This is a genomic window from Oryzomicrobium sp., assembly GCF_036820405.1.
In the GTDB taxonomy this organism is placed as follows: domain Bacteria; phylum Pseudomonadota; class Gammaproteobacteria; order Burkholderiales; family Rhodocyclaceae; genus Oryzomicrobium.
This window is the reverse complement of the sequence record NZ_DAISLS010000001.1, coordinates 1-22235: the sequence shown is the minus strand read 5'-3', so window position 1 is coordinate 22235 and position 22235 is coordinate 1. Positions and strand designations below refer to the sequence as shown.

Here is a 22235-nt window from a genome sequence, read left to right as displayed (position 1 = left end):
AAAGCCAATACTGGCGCGGGGTTTGGTTTTCTCGCCCCCCTCACCCTCCTAATCCCTCTCGCCCACCTCGCGGCGAACCCACCTGCCCGGCCCCGGCGGTAGCGTCCTGGCATTGACTCGCGGATGAGAATCACTATCATCCATGCCGATCAATGACCAACGACTGCCGCCATGCCCACTCCCTGCCTGAGCGCCATCCCCCGCGACATCGCCTGCGTCGCCGACTATGAGCGCTACGCCCGCCACAGTCTCGACGACAACGCCTGGGCCTACCTGGCCAGCGGCGCCGGGGACGAGCTGACCTACCGGCGCAACCGGGACGCCTTCGACGCCCTGCGCTTGCAAGGCCGCGTCCTCGGCGACGTGGGCGGCGGCCACACCCGGCTGGAACTGTTCGGTCAGGCCCTGGCCCACCCCATCCTGCTCGCCCCGGTGGCCTACCAGCGCCTCTTCCACGACGCCGGCGAACTGGCCGCAGCCCAGGCCGCCGAAGCCCTGGAGGCGGCCATGGTGGTCAGCACCCTGGCCAGCGTCCCCCTGGAAGACATCGCTGCCGCCACCCGGGCGCCCCTGTGGTTCCAGCTCTACATCCAGCCCGACCGGGGCTACACCCGGCACCTGGTGGCCCGGGCTGAGGCCGCCGGCTACCGGGCCCTGGTAGTGACCGTGGACGCCCCCATCAACGGCCTGCGCAACGCCGAACAGCGCGCCGGCTTCCACCTGCCCCCCGGGGTGGAGGCCGCCAACCTGCGCGACATGGCCCCGCCGCCCAATCCCCTGGCCCATCTGCGCCCCGGCCAGAGCCCCCTCTTCGACGGCCTCCTCGCCACCGCCCCCACCTGGGCGGACATCGAGGCCCTGCGCGGCCTGACCCGGCTGCCCCTGATCCTCAAGGGCGTCCTTTCCCCCGCCGACGCCCGCCAAGCCCTGGCCCTGGGGGTGGACGGCCTGGTGGTGTCCAATCACGGCGGCCGCACCCTGGACACCCTGCCGGCGGCCATCGAGGCCCTGCCGGCGGTGGCCGACGCGGTGGGCGGCGATATTCCCCTGCTGCTCGACGGCGGCATCCGCCGCGGCACCGACATCCTCAAGGCCCTGGCCCTGGGCGCCCGGGCGGTGCTGGTGGGCCGCCCCTGGGTCTACGGCCTGGCCGCCGCCGGCCCCCTGGGCGCCGCCCACGCCATCAAGGTGCTGCGTGAGGAGCTGGAAGTGGCCATGGCCCTGACCGGTTGCGCCACCCTGGCCGACATCGGCCCGGCAACGCTGTGGCGCTAAAACCCGCCCCCCCACGGCCGGCGGCACCCCAGGCGCTGACCGCTCCCGGCATGGCGAACGCCGCACCCGATCCTGCCCCATGACCTGCGGGCCTCGTTGCCGCGTATCTGCGTGCCGCGCGTCACAGCGGTCGCCAACCCAGGCCGCCAACCCACCGTCGTCACAGGCCGTCGTCATTTACGCAACACAACATGCTGCCGTCGCGCTGACGAATGTAACAAAATCTTGACTTTTGCAAATGAGATTTCTTATCATTTCGTAAATTAAGCGGTACGGCAACGCACCGCGACAAGCGCCAACAGCAAGCCACCCCTCCAGCCATAGCGGACCACCGACGTTCCGCACCGGGACCGCGATGCCCGGGGGAATTGGAAGGGAAGCCAGCCAGCAACTGACTTCTCTCTCCGGAGTTCCCCTTACATGGCTCACATCGAAAGCCGCAAGCACCCGCTCGACCGTCACCCGCGTCTCAACGGCACCGCCGCCCTGACCGCCACCGCCCTGGCGATTTCCGTCCCGGGCGCGGCTCTGGCCCAATCCGCCGGCGAGGCCGTGCTGCCCAACGTGAACGTGACCGCTTCGGTTCCCGATGCCAGCTACAAGGCCGACACCGCGGCCTCCACCAAGTACACCGCGCCGCTGCTCGACACCCCCAAGACCGTCACGGTCATCACCAAGGAAGTGTTGCAGCAGACCAACGCCACCACCCTGCAAGAAGCCCTGCGCACCGTGCCCGGCATCACCTTCGGCATGGGCGAAGGCGGCAACCCGGTGGGCGACCGGCCCTTCATCCGCGGCTTCGACTCCCAGGCCAACACCTTCATCGACGGCCTGCGCGACCCCAGTTCCCAGTCCCGCAACATGTTCGCCGTCGAGCAGATCGACGTGGTCAAGGGCGCCGACTCCGCCTACAGCGGCAGCGGCGCCGTGGGCGGCAGCATCAACATGACGACCAAGAACGCCCGTCTCGGCAACTTCAACGAAGTGACCGCCGGCATCGGCACCGACGCCTACCTGCGCGGCACCGCCGACCTGAACCGCCAGATCGCCGACACCGCCGCCGTGCGCCTCACCCTGCTCAAGGAAAAGGGCGACGTGCCAGGCCGCAAGGACGTGGATTACGACCACCTGGGCGCCAATCTGTCCGCCGCCTTCGGCCTGGGCACCGCCACCCGCGTCACCGCCGGTCTCTACCACTACGAGACCGACGACATGCCGGACTACGGCATTCCCTACAACAACCCCTACACCGCCGCCAACCAGCTCCAGTACAACGGCGACGGTGGCCCGCTGAACGTCAACCGCAACAACTTCTACGGCCTCAAGGGCCGGGATTTCCGCAAGACCAACGTGGACAGCGGCACCCTGAAGATCGAGCACGATCTCAACGACAAGTGGACCCTGCGCAACGGCACGCGCTACACCAAGTCGCTCAACGACTACGTGGCCACCAACCCGGGCGACAGCCGGGGCCTCAACCTCACCCCGGGCAACATCGTCCTGAGCAACATCGGCGGCGTTGCCGGCAACACCACCATCCCCGCCGGCTACCTGTGGCGCAGCCAGAAGAGCCGCCATTCCGAGACCGAAGCCTGGGTCAACGACACCCAACTGAGCGGTGAATTCTCCACCGGCGGCGTCAAGCACAACGTCACCCTGGGCCTGGAATTCACCCACATCGAAACCGACAGCCGCGGCTACAACGTGGTCGGCAACTCCCTGGCCAACATCGCCAATCCCAACCCGAACGATCCCTGGACCGGCACGGTCGGCCGCGCCACCTCCGGCGCGAAGACCACCACCAACACCAGCGGCATCTACGCCTTCGACACCCTGACGCTGAACAAGCACTGGCTGCTCAACCTGGGCCTGCGCCACGACACCTTCCGTTCCTACGTGAACAACTACACCACCAACGGCACCGCGCCGACGGTGAACATGGGCACCAGCAGCAGCTTCACCAGCTACCAGACCGGCCTGGTGTTCAAGCCCGTCGATTACGGCAGCATCTACCTGAGCTACGCCACCGCCGCCAACCCCTCGGGCATGAGCGCCGGCGACGGCGCCGACAACCTGTCCAACACCAGCGCCGCCAACCTGTCGATCAAGGACCTGGAGCCGGAAAAGGTGCGCAGCCTCGAACTGGGCACCAAGTGGAACCTGCTCAACAACAAGCTGGCGCTGACCGCCGCCGTGTTCTCGCTGGAAAAGACCAACGCCAAGGTCCAGCTGGACGCCAACACCTACTCCACGGTAGGCAAGCAGAAGACCGACGGCTTCGAGTTGGGCTTTGCCGGTGCCATCACCGACAAGTGGCAGGTCTTCGGCGGCTACACCCACATGAAGAGCGAACTGGTGGAAGTGGGCCCCTACGCCAGCAACCAGGCCACCAAGGGCAACCAGTTCCCCAATACCCCGGAAGACAGCTTCAGCCTGTGGAGCACCTACAAGCTGATGCCCAAGCTGACCCTGGGCGGGGGCGCTTATTACATGTCCAAGGTGTACGGCAACACCGCCAACACCAAGTGGGTGCCCAGCTACTGGCGCTTCGACGGCGTGGCCACCTACGACATCGACAAGACCTTCAGCGTGCGCCTGAACGTGAACAACATCTTCGACAAGACCTACTACGACAAGGCCTACGCGACCCACATGGTGAGCGTGGCCCCGGGCCGGCAAGCCATGCTGACGGGCATCATCAAGTTCTAAGCGCGGCGCGCCACGCCCCCGCCCCGGCCGGCCACGGCCTGGGCGGGGCTTCTGCGTTTTTGCGGGACGCCCGGCCCGCCCATCACACCACCACGAGGCAAGGGAAACACCATCATGATGCTGCACGTACCGGAAGTTCTCAGCCGCGAACAGGTGGCCGAATGCCGCCAGATCCTCGCCGCGGCCGAGTGGATCGACGGCAAGGCCACTACCGGCGTCCAGTCGGCCCAGGCCAAGCGCAACCTGCAACTGCCCGAGGGTTCCCCCGCCCTGGCCCGCCTGCGCGAGATCGTCACCGGCGCCCTGATGGCCAATCCCTTGTTCTTCTCCGCCGCCCTGCCCCAGCGCATCCTGCCGCCCTACTTCAACCGCTACGAAGGCGGCGGCCATTTCGGCAACCACGTGGACAACGCCATCCGCTACGCCCACGGCAGCGCCCTGGGCCTGCGCACCGACGTTTCCACCACCCTCTTCTTTTCCGACCCGGACGAGTACGAGGGCGGCGAGCTGATCGTCGAGGACACCTATGGCAGCCACGTGGCCCGGCTGCCCGCCGGCGACGCCATCGTCTATCCCTCCACCAGTCTGCACCGGGTCGAGCCGGTGACCCGGGGCGCCCGGGTCTGCTCCTTTTTGTGGACCCAGAGCATGGTCCGGGACGATTGGCGCCGCACCATGCTGTTCGACCTGGACGTGACCATCCAGAAGCTGCGCCAGCAGGTGGGCGACAACCCCGAGGTGATCGCCCTGACCAGCCACTACCACAACCTGCTGCGCCAATGGGCCGAACTGTGAACGCCGCCGTGCCCGCAGCCTCGTCCGGCAACGACTTCGCCCAGCGCCAGCGCAACGCCGGCTGGCTGAAGACCCTGCACCGCTGGCACTGGATCAGTTCGGCCATCTGCCTGCTCGGCATGTTGCTGTTCAGCGTCACCGGCATCACCCTCAACCACGCCGCCGACATTCCCGCCCATCCCCGGGTGACCCGCCACGCCGACCGCCTGCCTGCCCCCCTGCGCGCCAGCCTGGCCCCGGAGGGCGCGTCCACGGAGGCCGCCAACGCCCCCCTGCCCGCCCCGCTCGTGGACTGGCTCCACACCACCCTGGGGGTAAACGCCAGCGGCCGGGACGCGGAATGGTCGCCGGAAGAGGTCTACCTGGCCCTGCCCCGCCCCGGCGGCGACGCCTGGCTGCGCATCGACCGGGACAGCGGCGCGGTGGAGTACGAGCGCACCGACCGGGGCTGGATCGCCTACCTCAACGACCTGCACAAGGGCCGCAACACTGGCACCGCCTGGCGCTGGTTCATCGACGTCTTCGCCGCCGCCTGCCTGCTGTTCTCCCTCACCGGCCTGCTCATCCTCAAATACCACGCCGGCAACCGCCCCGCCACCTGGCCCATGGTCGGCCTGGGGCTGGTGGTCCCGGCCCTGCTCGCCCTCCTCTTCATTCACTGACCCCCCCACCTCAACGAGCCCTCCATGCGTCATCCCCTGCCCCTTGCCGCACTGCTCCTCGCCACCGCCAGCGCCGCCCACACTGCCGCGGCCGCCGACCTGACGGTGGAAATCGAGATTCCCGCCCTCAACGTGGCCGAGTACCACCGCCCCTACGTGGCCCTGTGGATCGAGCGCCCCGACCAGTCCGTGGCCGCCAACCTGGCGGTCTGGTACGACCTGAAGAAGCCCAACAAGGAAGGCACCAAGTGGCTCCAGGACCTGCGCCAGTGGTGGCGGCGCAGCGGCCGCGAGCAGGAGATGCCGATGGATGCGGTGACCAGCGCCACCCGGGCGGTGGGCAAGCACAAGCTGACCTTCGCCGACGGTGCCAAGCCCCTGGGCCGCCTCCCCGCCGGCGACTACCGCCTGGCCGTGGAAGCCGCCCGGGAAGTGGGCGGCCGCGAGGTGGTGTACCTGCCCTTCCAGTGGCCGCCGCAAAAGCCGCAACAGCTGAAGGCTCAGGGCAAGACCGAGCTGGGCGGCGTGGTGGTGGACTTGAAGCCCTGAGGTGCACGCCGTCCCTGAGTCGCCCGCAACCGACCACAACCGATCCGCAAGCCACCCAAAATCCGGCCCAAATCCGCCCGCCATCCGGCCGCCATCTGCGTGCACACGTGCCGGTGGCGCCGAAGGATGGGGCCGGCCAATACATTAATAAAATTCAAGTATTCGCCTGGCGGAAAAAACAAGGTCCGCGCCAGTTCTTGAGTTTCACCAAGCGCACCGTGGAAAACATGAAGGAAATTAATAAATCGACGGCAATTGTGGCGGCAGGCCGCACCACCTGACCCGGTTGCCGCTGATTCCACCGATTCCGCCATCCGCTTTCCCGCCCCTTCGAAGCCACATCCAAGCCGCACCCGATCCGCTTCCGTCGCCCTTTCGCCTCTCTCGCCGCCTTTTCCACTTCCCAAGGAGTCCGCGATGCCCCGTACCCTTCCCCTCGCCGCCCTGGCCCTGGGCCTCACCCTGGCCTGGACCATCCCCAGCGCCCAGGCCCACAACGTCTGGCTGCAACCCTCCTCCACCGTCCTCTCCAAGGCCCAGTGGATCACCGTGGACGCCGCCGTCTCCAACGACCTGTTCTTCTTCAACCACATGCCCCTGGCCCTGGACAACCTGACGGTGTCCGCCCCCAATGGCGACAAGGTGGCGGTGGACAACCTCTCCCGTGGCAAGCTGCGCAGCGTCTTCGACGTGAACCTGGCCCAGCCCGGCACCTACCGGCTGGCCGTGGTCAACCACGGCGTCATGGGCAACTACAAGCTCAACGGCGAAGCCAAGCGCTTCCGCGGCGGCATCGACAGCTACGCCAAGGACATCCCTGCCGGCGCCACCGAACTGCGCCTCGGGGAGCAGGTCGGCCGCATCGAGACCTTCGTCACCGTCGGCAAGCCCAGCCCCCTCAAGCCCAGCGGCGTCGGCCTGGAAATGGTGCCGGTGGCCCCCAGCCACCCCAACGACCTGGTGGCCGGCGAAGCCGCCAGCTTCCGCTTCCTGGTGGACGGCAAGCCCGCCGCCGGCATCGAGGTGGCCCTGGTACGCGGCCAGACCCGCTACCGCAACCAGGTCGGCGAAGTCCGCCTGACCACCGACGCCGACGGCAAGATCGCCTTCACCTGGCCCGAGGCCGGCATGTACTGGCTGGAAGCCGAGGTCAAGGACAAGCGCACCACGGTCAAGGACGCCGCCGAACGGCGCCTGACCTACGCTGTCACCCTGGAAGTGCTGCCCCAGTAACCCGCCCCTCCCGCCTGCGACCGTCCGGCCCCTTCCCCGCCGGCCGGTCGCAGGCGGCGCCGCATAACGCCACTCACCAATCCCACGATGCCGATTCTCCCCGACGCCTCCCGGCTTGCCGGGGCGGCGGCCGTGGTGCTGGCCTACGCCGGCCTGTGCTCTGCCGTCTTCCTGGGCCAGCGCAACAAGCGGCGGCGCGCCGCCCAGGCCGCCGCCACCCTGCCCCCCGACGCCCCCCGGAATTCCGGTGAGGTGCTGCTGGCCTACGCCAGCCAGACCGGCTTCGCCGAGGAGCTGGCCGAGCGCAGCGCCGCCGCCCTGCGCGCCGCCGGCCAGCCCGCCCGCCCCGTAGCCCTAGGCGACCTGTCCCTGGAACGGCTGGCCAGGAACGACACCGGCCGCCCGGTGCTGTTTCTGGCCAGCACCTGCGGCGAGGGCGACGCCCCGGACAACGCCGCCGCCTTCGTCCGCCGCCTGCTCGACGCCACCGCCGCCCAGCCGGCATTGCTGACCCACTTGCGCTACGGCCTGCTCGCCCTGGGGGACCGGGAATACCGCCACTTCTGCGGCTTCGGCCGGCGCCTCGACGGCTGGCTGCAAGCCGCCGGCGCCACGCCCCTGTTCGAGCGCATCGAGGCCGACAACGGCGACGCCGCCGCCCTGGAACGCTGGCAGCACGCCCTGGCCCACCTGGCCGGCGGCGACGATGCCGCCCCCCTGGCCTGGCAGGCCCCCGAGTACGCGCCCTGGCGCCTGTGCGTACGCCGCCACCTCAATCCGGGCAGCCGGGGCGGGCCGGTCTTCCACCTGGAACTTGCCCCTCCGCCGGGCCCGGCGGGGGACGGGGCACCCGAGTGCTCGTTGGAGTCAGGAGAATCAGGAGAGTCAGGGGAATCGTGGCAATCCGGCGACCTGCTCCAGGTCGCGCCCCCCGGCCCGGACGGCCGCCTGCTGGCGCCCCGGGAATATTCGATCGCCTCGATTCCCGCCGATGGGCGGGTGCATCTGCTGGTGCGCCAGCAGCGCGGCCCCGACGGCCGCCTGGGCGCCGCCTCCGGCTGGCTGAGCGAAGGCGTGCCCCTGGGCGGCACGGTGATGGCCCGGCTGCGTCCCCACCGCAATTTCCGCCTGGGCGACAACGCCCGGCGCCCCCTCATCCTGATCGGCAACGGCACCGGCCTGGCCGGCCTGCGCGGCCACCTGCGCGCCCGGGCCGCCGCCACGGGGCCCCACGCGGAACCGGCCCCGCCCACCTGGCTGATCTTCGGCGAACGCAACGCCGCCATCGACTACCACTACCGGGACGAAATCGATGCCTGGCGGCGTTGCGGGCTGTTGCAGCGCCTGGACCTGGCCTTCTCCCGGGACCAGGCCGAGCCGGTCTACGTCCAGCACCTTCTGCGCGAAGCCGGCGCCCAGGTGCGGGACTGGCTGGCCCGGGACGCGGCCATCTACATCTGCGGCAACGCCGTGGGAATGGCCGAGGCGGTGCACCGCACCCTGATCGAGCTGATCGGCGAGGCGGCCCTGGACGAACTGACCGTTGCAGGGCGCTACCGGCGGGACGTGTACTGAGCCCTCTGCTCCGTTGCCACCAAGCAAAACGCCCATCCGATGGATGGGCGTTTTGCTTGGCTGAGAGACGCCGCGCGGGTCAGTGCACCGCCGGACCTTCGCCGAACAGCTTGAACACCAGGCTCTGGGCCATGTCGGCGCCGAAGCGCTTGGCGAAACGTTCGGCCAGGTTCTCCTTGACCGAGAAATCCACCAGCTTGTCCGCCTTGATCACGTCGCGGGCCACGCTGTCCACCGTGCCGTAATCGTCCACCAGACCCAGCTTGACGCCCTGGGAGCCGGTCCAGACCAGGCCGGAGAAGATTTCCGGAGTTTCCTTGAGGCGGTTGCCGCGGCCCTTGCGTACGGCCTCGATGAACTGGCGGTGGATCTCTTCGAGCATGGCCTTGGCGTAGGCCTTCTGCTGGGGCTCCTGGGGCGAGAACGGGTCGAGGAAGCCCTTGTTCTCGCCGGCGGTAAGCAGGCGCCGCTCCACGCCCAGCTTGTCCATGGTGCCGGTGAAGCCGAAGCCGTCCATCAGCACACCGATGGAGCCCACCAGGCTGGCCTTGTTGGCATAGATCTTGTCCGCCGCGGAGGCCACGTAGTAGCCGCCGGAGGCGCACAGATCCTCGACCACCGCGTACAGCGGGGTGTCCGGGTATTTGGTGCGCAGCCGCTTGATCTCGTCGTAGATGATGCCGGACTGGACCGGGCTGCCGCCGGGGCTGTTGATGCGCAGGATCACGCCGGCGGTGCCCTTGTCCTCGAAGGCGGACTGGAGCGCGGCGTTGATCTTCTCGGCGCTGGCGGCGCCGGTGGCGTCGATGGTGCCGTGCACGTAGACCACCGCCGTATGCTTGCCGTCCGGCAGCTTGTCGCCCCCGCCCAGGCCCAGGGCGATGAACAGGAAGACGGCCAGGTAGCCGAAGGCGAGCAGCTTGAAGAAGATGCCCCAGCGGCGCCGGGCGCGCTGCTCGTTCAGGGAGGCGCTCGCCAGCTTTTCGAGCAGCTTGCGCTCCCATTGAGGGTCGGGATTGCCGGAACTGCCGCTCGGTTGGAAATCGGGTTGGGGGTAGTCAGCCATGGAAACTCATTGGTCTAGGAATAGATACAGGTACGGCGGGTGCGACTTTAACGCACAAACATGCAGCCGGCATTACAGGCTGGAAACCTGGGGGATAACCTGGGCAGTAGTACTGGGGGAAGGCTCATGGAACACGCGGCCATCCCGCTCCATTACCGGTACGGGCACCAGCCCCCGCCCGTTGCAGCGCCCGCCCAGGCAGCGCCCCGACTGGGGGTCGTAAAGCGCACCGTGCACTGCACAAATCAAGTATAGCCTTGAATGATCGAAGAATTCCCCCTCTTGCCAGTCCAGTTCCACCGGAACGTGGGCGCAGCGGTTGAGGAATCCATAAACCTTGCCGTCGAAGCGGACGACGAAGGCCGGCTCGGCCACGCCGTAGCGCTGCACCGTGAAGCGCACGCCCTTGCCACCATCCACCAGGCTGGCGGAATCGCAGATGTAGCCGGCGTCCTCCGCGGCGTCCATCAGCCGTGACGGCGCAGCCAGGCGCCCAGTTCGTCCACGCCGTCCACCACCGCCAGGGGCGCCAGGGCCTGCAATTCTTCCGGCACGTGGGCGCCGTAGGTGACGCCGATGGCGCCGGTGCCGGCGTTGACGGCCATCTGCAGGTCGTGGGTGGTGTCGCCGATCATCAGGGTGCGCTCCGCCGAGGCGGCGAATTCATCCATCAGCTCCAGCAGCATCTGGGGATGGGGCTTGGAATGGCATTCGTCGGCGCAGCGGGTGGCGTGGAACAGGCCGCCCAGGCCGCTCACCTTGAGGGCCCGGTCCAGGCCCAGGCGGCTCTTGCCGGTGGCCACGGCCAGAGCGTAGCCCGCTTCGCGCAGCTCCATCATCAACTCGGGCACGCCCTGGAACAGGGTCAGCTCCTGGTCCCGGGACAGGTAGTGGTGGCGGTAGCGCTCCACCATCTCCGGGTAGCGGTCCCGGGGCAGGTCCGGCACGGCGTGGTGCAGGGCGTCGGCCAGGCCTAGGCCGATCACGTAGCGGGCCTGCCGGTCGGAGGGCACGGTCAGCCCCAGGTCGCGGCTGGCGTCCTGGATGGCGGTGACGATGGCCGCCGCCGAATCCATCAGGGTGCCGTCCCAGTCGAAAACGATCAGATCAAATTGCTTCGCCATAATCTTGTTGCTCCCGGGCCGACAGGCGGCCGAGGTAGGCGTGGAGGTCGTCGGGCAGCGGCGCCTCGAGGCTGATCCGCTCCCCGGTGAGGGGATGGGGGAAGGTAAGCCGCCAGGCGTGGAGGAACATGCGCTTCAGCCCCTCCTTGGCCAGGGCCTTGTTCAGGGCGAAATCGCCGTACTTCTCGTCCCCCAGGATGGGATGGCCCAAGTGGTCGAGGTGCACCCGGATCTGGTGGGTGCGCCCGGTCTTGATCTGGGCCTCCACCAGGGAGGCGCTCTGCCAGCGGGCCACCAGACGGAAGATGCTGTGGGAAGCCTTGCCGTCCTCGTGCACCGAGACGCGCCGCTCCCCTTCTTCGGTCAGATACTTGTGCAGGGCCGCCTGGACGTGGGTCACCGGCTTTTCGATGCGCCCCTTGGCCAGGGCCAGGTAGCGCTTGTCGGCCCGGTGGTGGCGGAACAGGTCGTGCAGGGCGGTCAGGGCCGAGCGCTTCTTGCCGATCAGCAGCAGCCCCGAGGTTTCCCGGTCGAGGCGGTGGGCCAGTTCGAGGAAGCGGGCCTGGGGGCGCTGGCGGCGCAGGGCCTCGATGACCCCGAAGGAAAGGCCGCTGCCGCCGTGCACCGCGATCCCGGCCGGCTTGTTGATGGCCAGGAAGGCGTCGTCCTCATAGACCACCGGCAGGTCGGCGCGCAGCATACCGGCCTCGGCGGTGGCGGTGGCCGGCGGCTTTTCCGCCAGGCGGATGGGGGGGATGCGCACCGTGTCGCCAGCCTGGAGCCGGTAGGCGGCATCGACCCGGCCGCTGTTCACCCGCACCTCGCCGCTGCGCAGGATGCGGTAGACGTGGCTTTTCGGCACCCCCTTGCACACCCGTACCAGGTAGTTGTCCAGGCGCTGCCCCGCATCGTCGTTGTCGATAACGACGCGGTTCACCGCGCTTTTTTGAATCTCGGGCATTTTTGGATATATACTTCCTGCGATTTACGTCCCGGCCTGAAAGGGGCGCTGCGCTGTAAGACCGAACGGACCCGTTCCAACGCATCGGAATACACCCGTGGCCAGCCACAGACGCCTCGCTTGCGCGAACCTGCGCAAGATCGGACCAACGCGAATCGTACGGTTAATGTCGCTCACCAAAAAGCAGCGATGGTACTGGATTTGCGCGCCTCAAGCATTACAGCCTGCAACGCACGTTCAGCCGCCCATGCAGAACAGTAGCGGTTTCCCCGGCACGCCCCACAACGGCGCCTCTGGCTGAAACCCGGTAAAACACCTACCGACCCATCAACGCTACCCAAAACCCCCAGCGATTTTCAGGATATTAGTTGCTCTCACGGCCCTTCATGCACAACAGGAAACCGCACAACTAATCGCCTCGCTGCCCTGCAGTGGGAGGCTGTCCGTGCCGGCGCGCGGGAGCCCACAATGAAGCGAATGCTTTTCAATGCGACACAGGCCGAGGAACTCCGTGTCGCGATCGTCGATGGTCAGAAGCTGATCGACCTCGACATCGAATCGGCCGCGAAGGAACAACGCAAGAGCAACATCTACAAGGGGGTCATCACCCGGATCGAACCGTCGCTGGAAGCGGCGTTCGTCGATTACGGCGCCGACCGCCACGGCTTCCTGCCGTTCAAGGAGGTCTCCCGCGCCTATTTCCAGGCCGGCGTCGAGGTCAGCAAGGCCCGCATCCAGGACGCCCTGCGCGAAGGCCAGGAGTTGATCGTTCAGGTCGACAAGGATGAGCGCGGCAACAAGGGCGCCGCCCTGACCACCTACGTCAGCCTGGCCGGCCGCTATCTGGTCCTGATGCCCAACAACCCCCGTGGCGGCGGCGTTTCCCGCCGGGTCGAGGGTGACGAACGCGCCGAGCTGCGCGAGATAATGGACCAGATCGAAGTCCCCGGCGGCATGAGCCTGATTGCCCGCACCGCCGCCATCGGCCGCAGCGCCGAAGAGCTGCAGTGGGACCTGAACTACCTGCTGCAACTGTGGACCGCCATCGAAGGCGTCTCCTCCGAACAGAAGGGCCCGCTGCTGATCTATCAGGAAGGCAGCCTGGTCATCCGCGCCATCCGCGACTACTTCCAGCCGGACATCGGCGAGATCCTCATCGACACCGACGAGATCTTCGAGCAGGCCCAGGCCTTCATGGGCACGGTGATGCCCGCCAACGTCAGCCGGGTCAAGCGCTACCGGGACGACGTTCCCCTCTTCTCCCGCTTCCAGATCGAGCACCAGATCGAAACCGCCTTCGGCCGGCAGGTGAACCTGCCCTCCGGCGGCGCCATCGTGATCGACCACACCGAAGCCCTGGTGGCCGTGGACGTGAACTCCGGCCGCGCCACCCGCGGCCAGGACATCGAAGACACCGCCTTCCGCACCAACCTGGAAGCGGCTGAGGAACTGGCCCGCCAGCTGCGCCTGCGCGACCTGGGCGGCCTGATCGTCATCGACTTCATCGACATGGAAAACCAGCGCAACCAGCGCGAGGTGGAAAACCGCCTGCGCGACGCGCTGCGCTACGACCGCGCCCGGGTGCAGATGGGCAAGATCAGCCGCTTCGGCCTGATGGAGCTGTCCCGCCAGCGCCTGCGCCCCGCCCTGGCCGAAACCAGCTACATTCCCTGCCCGCGCTGCAACGGCACCGGCCACATCCGCTCCACCGAGTCCGCCGCCCTGCACATCCTGCGCATCCTCGAAGAAGAGGCGATGAAGGAAAACACGGGCGCCGTGCACTGCCAGGTGCCGGTGGACGTGGGCACCTTCCTGCTCAACGAAAAGCGCAACGACATCCAGGCGATCGAATTCCGCCACAAGGTCACCATCCTGCTCATTCCCAACAAGCACCTGGAGACCCCGGCTCACGAAATCATCCGCCTGCGCCACGACGACCTGAACCAGGAAGAAGTGCGCGCCCCGTCCTACCGAATGGTCAACGCGCCCGCCGACGAAGTGGCCCTGGCCACCGAAGCCAGCGCCAAGCCGGTGCGCCAGGAAGCCGCCATCAAGAACCTGACCCCGGAGCAACCCGCTCCGGTGGTCGCCGAAAAGGCCGCCGAGACGCCCGCCAAGGCCGGCGAGCCGGGCATCATCGCCCGCATCCTCGGCTGGTTCAGCGGCAACCGCCCCGAAGAGAAGGCCGCCCCGGCCGCCCCCGCGCCCCGCGGCCGTAACGGCCAGCGCGAAGGTCGCGGCGAAGGCCGGCGCAATGGCGAACGCGGTGAAGGCCGTGGCCGCCGCGGCGAACGCAGCGAGCGTGGCGAAACCCGCCCCAGCGAAGCCCGGGAAGGTCGTGGCGAACGTGGTGAAAGCCAGGGCCGCAGCCGTAACCAGGAAGCCCGTCCCGCCCAGCAGCCCCGCGAAGGCCGCGAGCCTCGGGAAGCACGGGAACCGCGCGAAGCCGGTGAAACCCGCCGCAGCCGTGGCGAAGGCCGCCGCGAGCGTGCCCCGCAAGGCGCGGAGGAAACCCAGGCCGCCCAGCAGGGCGAACGCCAGGAACGTCCGGAGCGCAGCGAGCGCCGTGAGCGTGGCGAAGGCCGCCGCGAGCGAGGCGAACGCGCAGCCAAGCCTCAGGCCGAAGCCGTGGCCGAAACCGAAACCCTGCTGACCGGCGCCGCCGCTGAAGCTGCCGTGGCCGCTGCTGCTGAAGCCGTTCCCGCTGGCGAGGCCCAGGCTGGTGAAGCCCCCGAAGCCGGTGCTGAGGAAGGCGGCCGCCGCCGTGGCCGCCGTGGTGGCCGTCGGGAACGCGGCGAGCGCCGTCCTCAGGAAGCCGCCGGTGAAACCGCGGCCCAGGAACCGGCTGCGGCCGACCTGCCGGCCGAAAATGCCGAGCCTGTCATCGTGACCATCCCCGCTGCTGCAACCCCGGCGCCTCAAGTCGCTGCTCCGGTGGTCGAAGCCGCTCCCGCCCCGGCCCAAGAAGCTGCTGCCGTACCCCAGGCCGTCGAAGCTCCCGCCCCTGCGGCGATCAACGAGCCGGTCCAGGTCGAAGCGTCGGCTCCGGTTGCCACCGAGGCTGCCCCTGCTACTCAGCCTGCCGAGCCGGTTGAAGCTGCTCCGGTTGCCGCGCCCGTCGCGGAACCCGTGGCCGCTGCCGCGCCTGCCCCCCTGGCGCCTCCGGCCACGCCCGCCCCGGTAGTGGTGCCGGCCCCGGCCGCGCCGAAGCTGGAAGAAGTCCTGGCCAGTTCCGGGCTGGAAATGATCGAGACCCAGTCCGGCAATGCGCCCGCCTTCACGCCCGAACCGACCGCCCCCCGCGGCCGTGCGGTGCGTCGGCCGCAGCAGGCGACCAGCTCCGAGCCCCTGGTGATGGTGGAAACCCGTCCCGCCGGCGAGCAGCACTAAGCACTATCCAGGCGCCCCTTCCCGGGGCGCCACCCAAAGACAAAGGGAGCCTTGCGGCTCCCTTTGTCTTTGGTTATTTCGTTTTCGTCGATACGGGTTTAGGGGTTCAGCAGCCCGAAAGGCTCAGTGCAGGGCCTTAGCCCCAAGCGGGGGAATCTGCAGCGTCGGCAGTTGCAGATCCACGCCGGCGCCCGACTCCTGGGGCTTGCCGCCGGCCTGTTGCTCTTCCTTGGGGGCCAGCATGTGCTCCTTGCCCAGTTCGCGGCAAATCGAGGCCAGCAATCCCTGGGAAGCATCCTCGACCATGTCGAGGACCAGATCGAAGCCGTGGCCCAGCCCGTAGTAGGGGTCCGGCACCTCAGAATCGTCGAACTGGCGGGCGTACTGCATGAACAGCTTGAGCCGGTGCTGGCGCTCCGGCGGGCAGAGCCGCCGTAGGTTGTCCAGGTTCGAGCGGTCCATGGCCAGGATCAGGTCGAAATAATCCATGTCCGCCGGCGCCACCTTGCGGGCCCGCAGGCTGGACAGATCGTAGCCCCGGGTCGCCGCCGCGCGCTGGGTTCGGGAATCGGGCGCCTCGCCGACGTGATAGCCGTGCGTGCCGGCAGAATCGATTTCGATCAGATCGGCCAATCCGGCCTTGGTGACAAAGTGGCGAAATACGCCTTCAGCGGTCGGGGAACGGCAGATATTCCCCATGCAAACGAATAGTATTTTCATAAACACCTTGCCATTCAATGCGTTGCACGAAACACGAACCACCAGCCACAGCGGCCGGGACGTGCAAGCGCGTCATTCGAATCACTCGCTTATTTTTCCATTGTAGGATGCCACCCAGGTCGGGTTTGTGCAATTTGCATTGCATCAAAGAAATACAAGCAAATGTAAATAAAGGGGTTTCATACGCCCCGCTTATTTAATCCGGCGCTATTGAAATTATTGAAATTGATGTTTTACATCGATTCGGATTTCTTCCCCGCCGCCTCATTGGCGCCGTGAAAACGCATCACTCCTCGTCGTGCACCGCAGCCCCGAATGCCCGCTCCTTGAGCTTGAACAATTCGTCCCGGGCGGCGGCGGCCTTTTCGAACTCCAGGTTCTTGGCGTGTTCGAGCATGGCTTTCTCCAGGCGTTTGATTTCCTTGGCCAGATCCTTTTCGTCCAGCGCCGCATAGCGGGCCCGCTCCTGGGCCGCCTTACGGGTTTCCTGGGCGGCATCGGCATCGTAGATGCCGTCGATGATGTCCTTGATGCGCTTGGTCACCCCCTTCGGCGTGATACCGTGGGCGGTGTTGAAGGCCACCTGCTTTTCCCGGCGTCGGGCGGTTTCGTCCATGGCGCGGCGCATCGAGTCGGTGATCCTGTCGGCGTAAAGGATGGCGGTACCGTTGAGGTTGCGCGCCGCTCGGCCGATGGTCTGGATGAGGGAGCGCTCGGAGCGCAGGAAGCCTTCCTTATCGGCATCCAGAATCGCCACCAGGGACACTTCCGGGATGTCCAGGCCCTCGCGCAGCAGGTTGATCCCCACCAGCACGTCGAATTCACCCAGGCGCAAGTCGCGGATGATCTCGACCCGCTCCACCGTATCGATGTCCGAATGCAGGTAGCGCACCTTGACGCCATGCTCGCCCAGGTAATCGGTCAGATCCTCGGCCATGCGCTTGGTCAGGGTGGTCACCAGCACCCGCTCTTCGCGGGCGATGCGCTTGCGGATTTCCGACAGCACGTCGTCCACCTGGGTCATGGCCGGGCGCACGATCACTTCCGGGTCCACCAGGCCGGTGGGGCGCACCACCTGCTCCACCACCTGGCCGGCATGGGTCGACTCGTAGTCCGAGGGTGTCGCCGAGACGAAGACGGTCTGGCGCATCATGGCCTCGAACTCGTCGAACTTGAGGGGCCGATTGTCCATGGCCGAGGGCAGGCGGAAGCCGTACTCCACCAGGTTTTCCTTGCGCGAGCGGTCGCCCTTGTACATGGCACCCACCTGGCCGATGGCCACGTGGGATTCGTCGATGAACATCAGGGCGTCCGGCGCCAGGTAGTCGATCAGGGTCGGCGGCGGCTCGCCGGCCTTGCGCCCGGAAAGATGGCGGGAGTAGTTCTCGATGCCCTTGCAGAAGCCCAGCTCGTTGAGCATTTCCAGGTCGAACTTGGTGCGCTGCTCGATGCGCTGGGCCTCTACCAGCTTGCCGGTGGAGAGGAAATACTGGCTGCGCTCGCGCAACTCGGCCTTGATTGCCTCCACCGCCCGCAGCACCGTAGCCCGGGGCGTCACGTAATGACTGGATGGATATACAGTAAAGCGCGGCAGCTTGTGCAGAATCTGCCCAGTCAGGGGATCGAACACCGTCAGCCCGTCCACCTCGTCGTCGAACAGGCTGATACGGATGGCGTGTTCGGCATGTTCGGCCGGGAAGATGTCGATCACGTCGCCCCTGACGCGGAAGGTGCCGCGGCGGAAATCGATCTCGTTGCGGGTGTACTGCATGGTGGCCAGGCGCTCGATGATGTCGCGCTGGCCGATCTTGTCGCCCTTGCGGACGTGCAGGATCATGGTGTGGTAGTCGTCCTTGTCGCCGATGCCGTAGATGCACGACACGGTGGCCACGATCACCACGTCGCGCCGTTCCAGCAGCGACTTGGTGGCCGACAGGCGCATCTGCTCGATGTGCTCGTTGATCGACGAGTCCTTCTCGATGAACAGGTCCCGGGACGGCACGTAAGCTTCCGGCTGGTAGTAGTCGTAGTACGAAACGAAATACTCCACCGCGTTTTCCGGAAAGAACTCCTTCATCTCGGCGTAGAGCTGGGCCGCCAGGGTCTTGTTCGGCGCCAGCACCAGGGCCGGCCGGCCGGTACGGGCGATCACGTTGGCCATGGTGTAGGTCTTGCCCGACCCGGTCACCCCGAGCAGGGTCTGGAACGACAGGCCGTCCTCCAGCCCCTCGATCAGTTGGCGGATCGCCGCCGGCTGGTCGCCGGCCGGCGGAAACGGCTGGTGCAGACGGTAGGGGCTGCCGGGATAGGTCACCACCTGGGTGCCCGCCTCCGGGCGGTGATCGGCGAGTTTTGCGATTTCAGCCATGTTAAGATTTTGTGTTTTTCAAAAACGGGCGCGGTGGAATTGCGCCCCGGGTTTTCCGGGGGGATTCCGTCTATTCTAGGGGTTTAGTGGCCGGGCTTCCCGGTTGCGTTCCTGCCCACCCCTGTTGTCCTTTCTTTGGAGCTTTCTGGAGCACCTATGACTTCCTCGATCTTTGCCGCCGTCGAGATGGCCCCTCGGGATCCGATTCTCGGACTGACCGAATCCTTCAACGCTGACACCCGTGCCACCAAGGTCAACCTGGGCGTTGGCGTGTACTACGACGACAACGGCAAGATTCCGCTGCTGGCCGCCGTCAAGGCCGCTGAAAAAGCCCGCCTCGAAGCGGCCCCGCCCCGTGGCTACCAGCCCATCGAAGGCCCGGCCAATTACACCCAGGCCGTGCAGAACCTGCTCTTCGGTGCCGGCTCCGACCTGCTGGCCGCTGGCCGCGTGGTCACCGCCCAGGGCATCGGCGGTACCGGCGCCCTGCGCATCGGTGGCGACTTCCTGAAGCGCCTCAACCCCGGCGCCACGATCTACATCAGCGACCCCTCCTGGGAAAACCACCGCGCCCTGTTCGAGGCCGCCGGCTTCCCGGTGGACACCTACCCGTACTACGACGCGGCCACCCGCGGCGTGAACTTCGACGGCATGAAGGCCAAGCTGCTCACCCTGCCCGCCGGCTCGGTGATCGTCCTGCACGCCTGCTGCCACAACCCCACCGGTGCCGACCTGTCCGACGCCCAATGGGCTGAAGTGGTCGAAGTCTGCCGTGAAAAAGGCCTGGTGCCCTTCCTCGACATGGCCTACCAGGGCTTTGCCGAAGGCATCGACCAGGACGCCGTGGCAGTCCGCCTGTTCTCCGCCTCGGGCCTGCAGTTCTTCGTTTCCAGCTCCTTCTCGAAGAGCTTCTCCCTGTACGGTGAGCGCGTCGGTGCCCTGTCCATCGTCACCGCCGGCAAGGAAGAATCCGCTCGGGTCCTGTCCCAGCTCAAGCGCGTGATCCGCACCAACTACTCCAACCCGCAGATCCACGGCGCCGCCATCGTCGCCGCGGTGCTGGGCAGCCCCGAGCTGCGCGGCCAGTGGGAAGCCGAGCTGGCCGGCATGCGTGACCGCATCCGCGCCATGCGCACCGGCCTGGTGGAAAAGCTGGCCGCCAAGGGTGTGCAGCAGGACTTCTCCTTCGTGGTGAAGCAGCGCGGCATGTTCTCCTACACCGGCCTGACCGCCGCCCAGGTGGACAGCCTGCAGAAGGACTTCGGCATCTACGCCGTGTCCACCGGTCGTATCTGTCTGGCCGCCCTCAACGCCAAGAACATCGACTACGTGGCCGATGGCATCGCCCAGGTGCTGAAGGGCTAAGTCTTTACTGGCGCAACGCCGTAACGAAAAACGCTCCTTCGGGAGCGTTTTTCGTTTGGCGACCGCTACGCCCTTTCCTGCTGTCTGCCGACTGTTTATCTCAGGCGGCGCAGCTGGGGATCGGCCGCCGTGCCCGTCAAGACCAGCTGGGCGCGCAACTGATTGGCGCTGCCTCGCAGCTGCACGTCGAACAGGCCGTCGAGCCGGCCGTTGCCATCTGCGGCCACCCGGCCGCTGGCGCCGATCAGCCCCGACTGCAAGGTCAATCCGGTCAGCGCCGTACCGCGGCCATCGCGGCGGATGCGGCCGGTCAGATTGTCGAAGCTGGTGACGCCGCCCCGGGTCAGACTGGCACCTCCTTCCCGAACCGACTGGAGCAGGTCGATACCGGTGAGCTCCCCCTTGCCAACGGTGACCGGCCCCTCGAAAGCCATCCCGGCCAGCAGCGCGTCCCAATCCTTCCCCTGGGCGCGCACCGCCAACTCGGCGGAGCAAGGCCCCTGAATCTTCACCGGCACCAATCCAAGGGACGCGAGCCGGTTCCCGGCCACGAATTTGAGGGCGGCGCGCCCCTCCAGCGCGATGCGCCCACCGCGCACCTCCAGGCGCGCCTCGCCTTGCCAGCGGCCATCCAGGGCCAGGGCTTCGACCTTGCGCAACTGCACGGTAACGGCGTCGCTCGTTGTCGGCTCGACCAGTGCCTCGCCTTCCACTTGATCCACGGCCCAACGGCTACCGCCGGATGGGTTCCACCCCAGGCCCCGCCAGCTGACGGCCACGCCATCGGCCCGCCGGCTCACGATGGCGTGCAAGGTGCCATCGTCGCTATCCAGTTGCACCGATTCGCCACCGGCCGAGTCGGCGCGCCAACGGCCGGCGACTGCCAAAGGGCCGAGCGTCAGCAGTGCATCCCGTAGCACGACCCGGGCCGGTTCGCCCGAAGCACCAAGGCGCTCGGCGACCGTCGGCAGGCCGGCGACCGCCGCCAGCGGCAATTGCGCGCCATTGACCTCGATGCGCCGCCAGCCAGGGCGCTCCGACCACAGGCTGCCCCAACGCGGCACCAGGGCCACCTCGCCCAGGCTGATGGTCCCATCGCCCACCTTGCTGACCTTCGCCAGCAAGGCCGGCTGCCCGGCCCAGCCAAATCCGAGCCGCTCCACGCTCACCGGGCTGCCCAGGGCTGCCGTCAGTCCCGCTTCCAGCTCGTGCCGGTAGCGCTGCTGCGGCAGCGATGCATACAGGCCGATCACTAGCAGTACGACGGCCACAAGGCCAAACAGCAACTTATTCGGCCCTTTTTTGCTGGACCGCCCAATCTTCCGGCTGTGGAATGTGGCGCCCAAACGAGAGAACAGGCCAGGGCCGGCGGGCGGTGCTGCTAGGGCTGCCTCTGGCGGAGCGGCGGTTGCCTGTCGCTGCTCGCCCTCCTCTTCCTCAACCTCATCCACCATCCCCGGGCGGCTGCTCGGCCCGTGGAAATAAGAAACCTCCGGCACCGTCAGGGTGCTGGGATTCTGGACGGGCCGTTCGGGCGTCCCCGGTTTTGCCGACTGGTAAAGATTGGCAAAGCTGCGTGCCCATTTCGAGGCCGCCTCGTCCGCCGGAGCGATAAAGCCATCTTCTTCCAGTTCGCGCAACGACTGCTCGACCAACTGGGGATTGCCCACCTTGGCCGACAATTCTCCGGCCGTGGTCTTGCCGTCCACCAGGATAAGGACCATGCGGAGATTGCGCTGGACCACCCGGGTCCGCTGCCGCACCGCCTCTTCGCCTGCGGAAGTCTTGGAATAAACGAGGTTTTCATCCATAAACGACATTCTCGCAAGAAAAGTGTTGACTTGGGTACGGTGCATCTCTATTATTCGGGCTCTCGCAACGACGCAGCAACAAACTGCATCAACGCGATTCCCCGATAGCTCAGTCGGTAGAGCAACGGACTGTTAATCCGTGTGTCCCTGGTTCGAGCCCAGGTCGGGGAGCCAAACAAAACAAGGGGTTGCGTTAAGGCGCAGCCCCTTTTGCTTTGTAGGTGTGCCCAAAAGTGTGTCCAAAATGGACACAACCCGGCCCCTTGATTCATAAGCAAAAGCCAGCCTTTGTACTCGATTCGCAAGACTGCAATTCGTAGCAGTTTTGTAGCAGTTTTGCAGTCGAGACATGCCCCCGCACCGCCTTCCCCTCACTGACGCCCTCCTAGAGACCCTACAAGGAGTTTCTCGCTCCCGTTTTACGGTCCTGGATGCAAAGCTTCCCGGCTTCCAAGTTGAAGTTTCGGGCCGCCATAAGCGGTTTGTGGTCCGCACCCGGGGCCACTACAAGACTATTGGCCGATGGCCTCTTATCTCCTTGCATGAGGCAAGAGCTGCTGCCTATGAGTTCCTCCGCCTGGGCTGCTGCCGGTTCGGCTGACACCGGCTTAAGCTTTTTGAGCATCCTCGAA

18 protein-coding genes and 1 tRNA gene are annotated in these 22235 nt (G+C 66.9%); 12 read left to right on the top strand and 7 right to left on the bottom strand.

Features of this window, described 5'->3' with window-relative positions:
- Positions 1-171 precede the first annotated feature (171 nt).
- The 8 genes from V7Z98_RS00090 (at position 172) to V7Z98_RS00055 (ending at position 8798) form a co-directional block, all read left to right on the top strand.
- Positions 172-1275, top strand: a complete 1104-nt coding sequence (locus tag V7Z98_RS00090) for an alpha-hydroxy acid oxidase (RefSeq protein WP_334156521.1) — start codon at positions 172-174, stop codon at positions 1273-1275.
- A gap of 420 nt (positions 1276-1695) precedes the next feature.
- The gene (locus V7Z98_RS00085) at positions 1696-3984 is read left to right on the top strand and encodes a TonB-dependent receptor (protein WP_334156520.1); all 2289 of its coding nucleotides are present in this window, start codon (positions 1696-1698) and stop codon (positions 3982-3984) included.
- Positions 3985-4098: 114 nt separating this feature from the next.
- Positions 4099-4779 carry a Fe2+-dependent dioxygenase gene (locus tag V7Z98_RS00080; protein WP_293262669.1) on the top strand — a complete coding sequence of 227 codons (681 nt, stop codon included), beginning with the start codon at positions 4099-4101 and terminating at the stop codon, positions 4777-4779.
- A gap of 8 nt (positions 4780-4787) precedes the next feature.
- Complete coding sequence (locus tag V7Z98_RS00075; protein ID WP_334156519.1) at positions 4788-5441, top strand: PepSY-associated TM helix domain-containing protein; 654 nt, start codon at positions 4788-4790, stop codon at positions 5439-5441.
- Positions 5442-5465: 24 nt separating this feature from the next.
- Positions 5466-5990: a DUF2271 domain-containing protein gene (locus tag V7Z98_RS00070; protein WP_334156518.1), complete on the top strand. Its 525-nt coding sequence runs from the start codon at positions 5466-5468 to the stop codon at positions 5988-5990.
- A 113-nt stretch (positions 5991-6103) separates the two neighbouring features.
- The gene (locus V7Z98_RS00065; RefSeq protein ID WP_334156517.1) at positions 6104-6271 is read left to right on the top strand and encodes a hypothetical protein; all 168 of its coding nucleotides are present in this window, start codon (positions 6104-6106) and stop codon (positions 6269-6271) included.
- Between the two features lie 136 nt (positions 6272-6407).
- Positions 6408-7223, top strand: a complete 816-nt coding sequence (locus tag V7Z98_RS00060) for a DUF4198 domain-containing protein (protein ID WP_334156516.1) — start codon at positions 6408-6410, stop codon at positions 7221-7223.
- An 87-nt stretch (positions 7224-7310) separates the two neighbouring features.
- Positions 7311-8798, top strand: coding sequence for a sulfite reductase flavoprotein subunit alpha (locus V7Z98_RS00055; RefSeq protein ID WP_334156515.1), 1488 nt, complete (start codon positions 7311-7313; stop codon positions 8796-8798).
- Between the two features lie 79 nt (positions 8799-8877).
- Here V7Z98_RS00055 and V7Z98_RS00050 read toward each other — a convergent pair whose 3' ends face one another.
- The 4 genes from V7Z98_RS00050 to V7Z98_RS00035 all read right to left on the bottom strand — a co-directional run bounded on the left by V7Z98_RS00050 (position 8878) and on the right by V7Z98_RS00035 (position 11949).
- A complete protein-coding gene (locus V7Z98_RS00050) occupies positions 8878-9864 on the bottom strand; it encodes a S49 family peptidase (RefSeq protein WP_293262654.1) in 987 nt (328 codons plus the stop codon).
- A gap of 72 nt (positions 9865-9936) precedes the next feature.
- On the bottom strand, positions 9937-10332 hold the full coding sequence (locus V7Z98_RS00045; protein WP_334156514.1) for a Rieske (2Fe-2S) protein: 396 nt from the start codon (positions 10330-10332) through the stop codon (positions 9937-9939).
- On the bottom strand, positions 10332-10988 hold the full coding sequence (locus tag V7Z98_RS00040) for an HAD-IIIA family hydrolase (RefSeq protein WP_334156513.1): 657 nt from the start codon (positions 10986-10988) through the stop codon (positions 10332-10334). Before V7Z98_RS00040 ends, V7Z98_RS00045 begins: the two co-directional genes overlap by 1 nt.
- Entirely contained in the window at positions 10972-11949 is a 978-nt protein-coding gene (locus V7Z98_RS00035) for an RluA family pseudouridine synthase (RefSeq protein ID WP_334156512.1), read from the bottom strand. The genes V7Z98_RS00040 and V7Z98_RS00035 overlap by 17 nt, the downstream gene beginning before the upstream one ends.
- A gap of 468 nt (positions 11950-12417) precedes the next feature.
- On the opposite strand from V7Z98_RS00035, the gene V7Z98_RS00030 reads away from it, so the two are divergent.
- A complete protein-coding gene (locus V7Z98_RS00030; RefSeq protein ID WP_334156511.1) occupies positions 12418-15339 on the top strand; it encodes an Rne/Rng family ribonuclease in 2922 nt (973 codons plus the stop codon).
- Between the two features lie 123 nt (positions 15340-15462).
- On the opposite strand, the gene V7Z98_RS00025 is transcribed toward V7Z98_RS00030, so the two are convergent.
- Both V7Z98_RS00025 and uvrB read right to left on the bottom strand, forming a co-directional pair.
- Positions 15463-16059 carry a low molecular weight protein-tyrosine-phosphatase gene (locus V7Z98_RS00025; protein ID WP_334156510.1) on the bottom strand — a complete coding sequence of 199 codons (597 nt, stop codon included), beginning with the start codon at positions 16057-16059 and terminating at the stop codon, positions 15463-15465.
- 286 nt (positions 16060-16345) lie between these two features.
- Complete coding sequence (gene uvrB / locus V7Z98_RS00020) at positions 16346-18427, bottom strand: excinuclease ABC subunit UvrB (RefSeq protein WP_334156509.1); 2082 nt, start codon at positions 18425-18427, stop codon at positions 16346-16348.
- Between the two features lie 156 nt (positions 18428-18583).
- Here uvrB and V7Z98_RS00015 point away from each other — a divergent pair, with 156 nt between their 5' ends.
- Positions 18584-19792 (top strand): amino acid aminotransferase, encoded by a 1209-nt coding sequence (locus V7Z98_RS00015; protein WP_334156508.1) that lies wholly within the window; start codon positions 18584-18586, stop codon positions 19790-19792.
- 95 nt (positions 19793-19887) lie between these two features.
- On the opposite strand, the gene V7Z98_RS00010 is transcribed toward V7Z98_RS00015, so the two are convergent.
- Positions 19888-21648 carry a hypothetical protein gene (locus tag V7Z98_RS00010; RefSeq protein WP_334156507.1) on the bottom strand — a complete coding sequence of 587 codons (1761 nt, stop codon included), beginning with the start codon at positions 21646-21648 and terminating at the stop codon, positions 19888-19890.
- A gap of 53 nt (positions 21649-21701) precedes the next feature.
- On the opposite strand from V7Z98_RS00010, the gene V7Z98_RS00005 reads away from it, so the two are divergent.
- Positions 21702-21777: transfer RNA gene (locus V7Z98_RS00005), tRNA-Asn, on the top strand.
- A gap of 175 nt (positions 21778-21952) precedes the next feature.
- The gene (locus V7Z98_RS17810) at positions 21953-22204 is read left to right on the top strand and encodes an Arm DNA-binding domain-containing protein (protein WP_442951792.1); all 252 of its coding nucleotides are present in this window, start codon (positions 21953-21955) and stop codon (positions 22202-22204) included.
- The last annotated feature ends 31 nt before the right edge of the window (positions 22205-22235 follow it).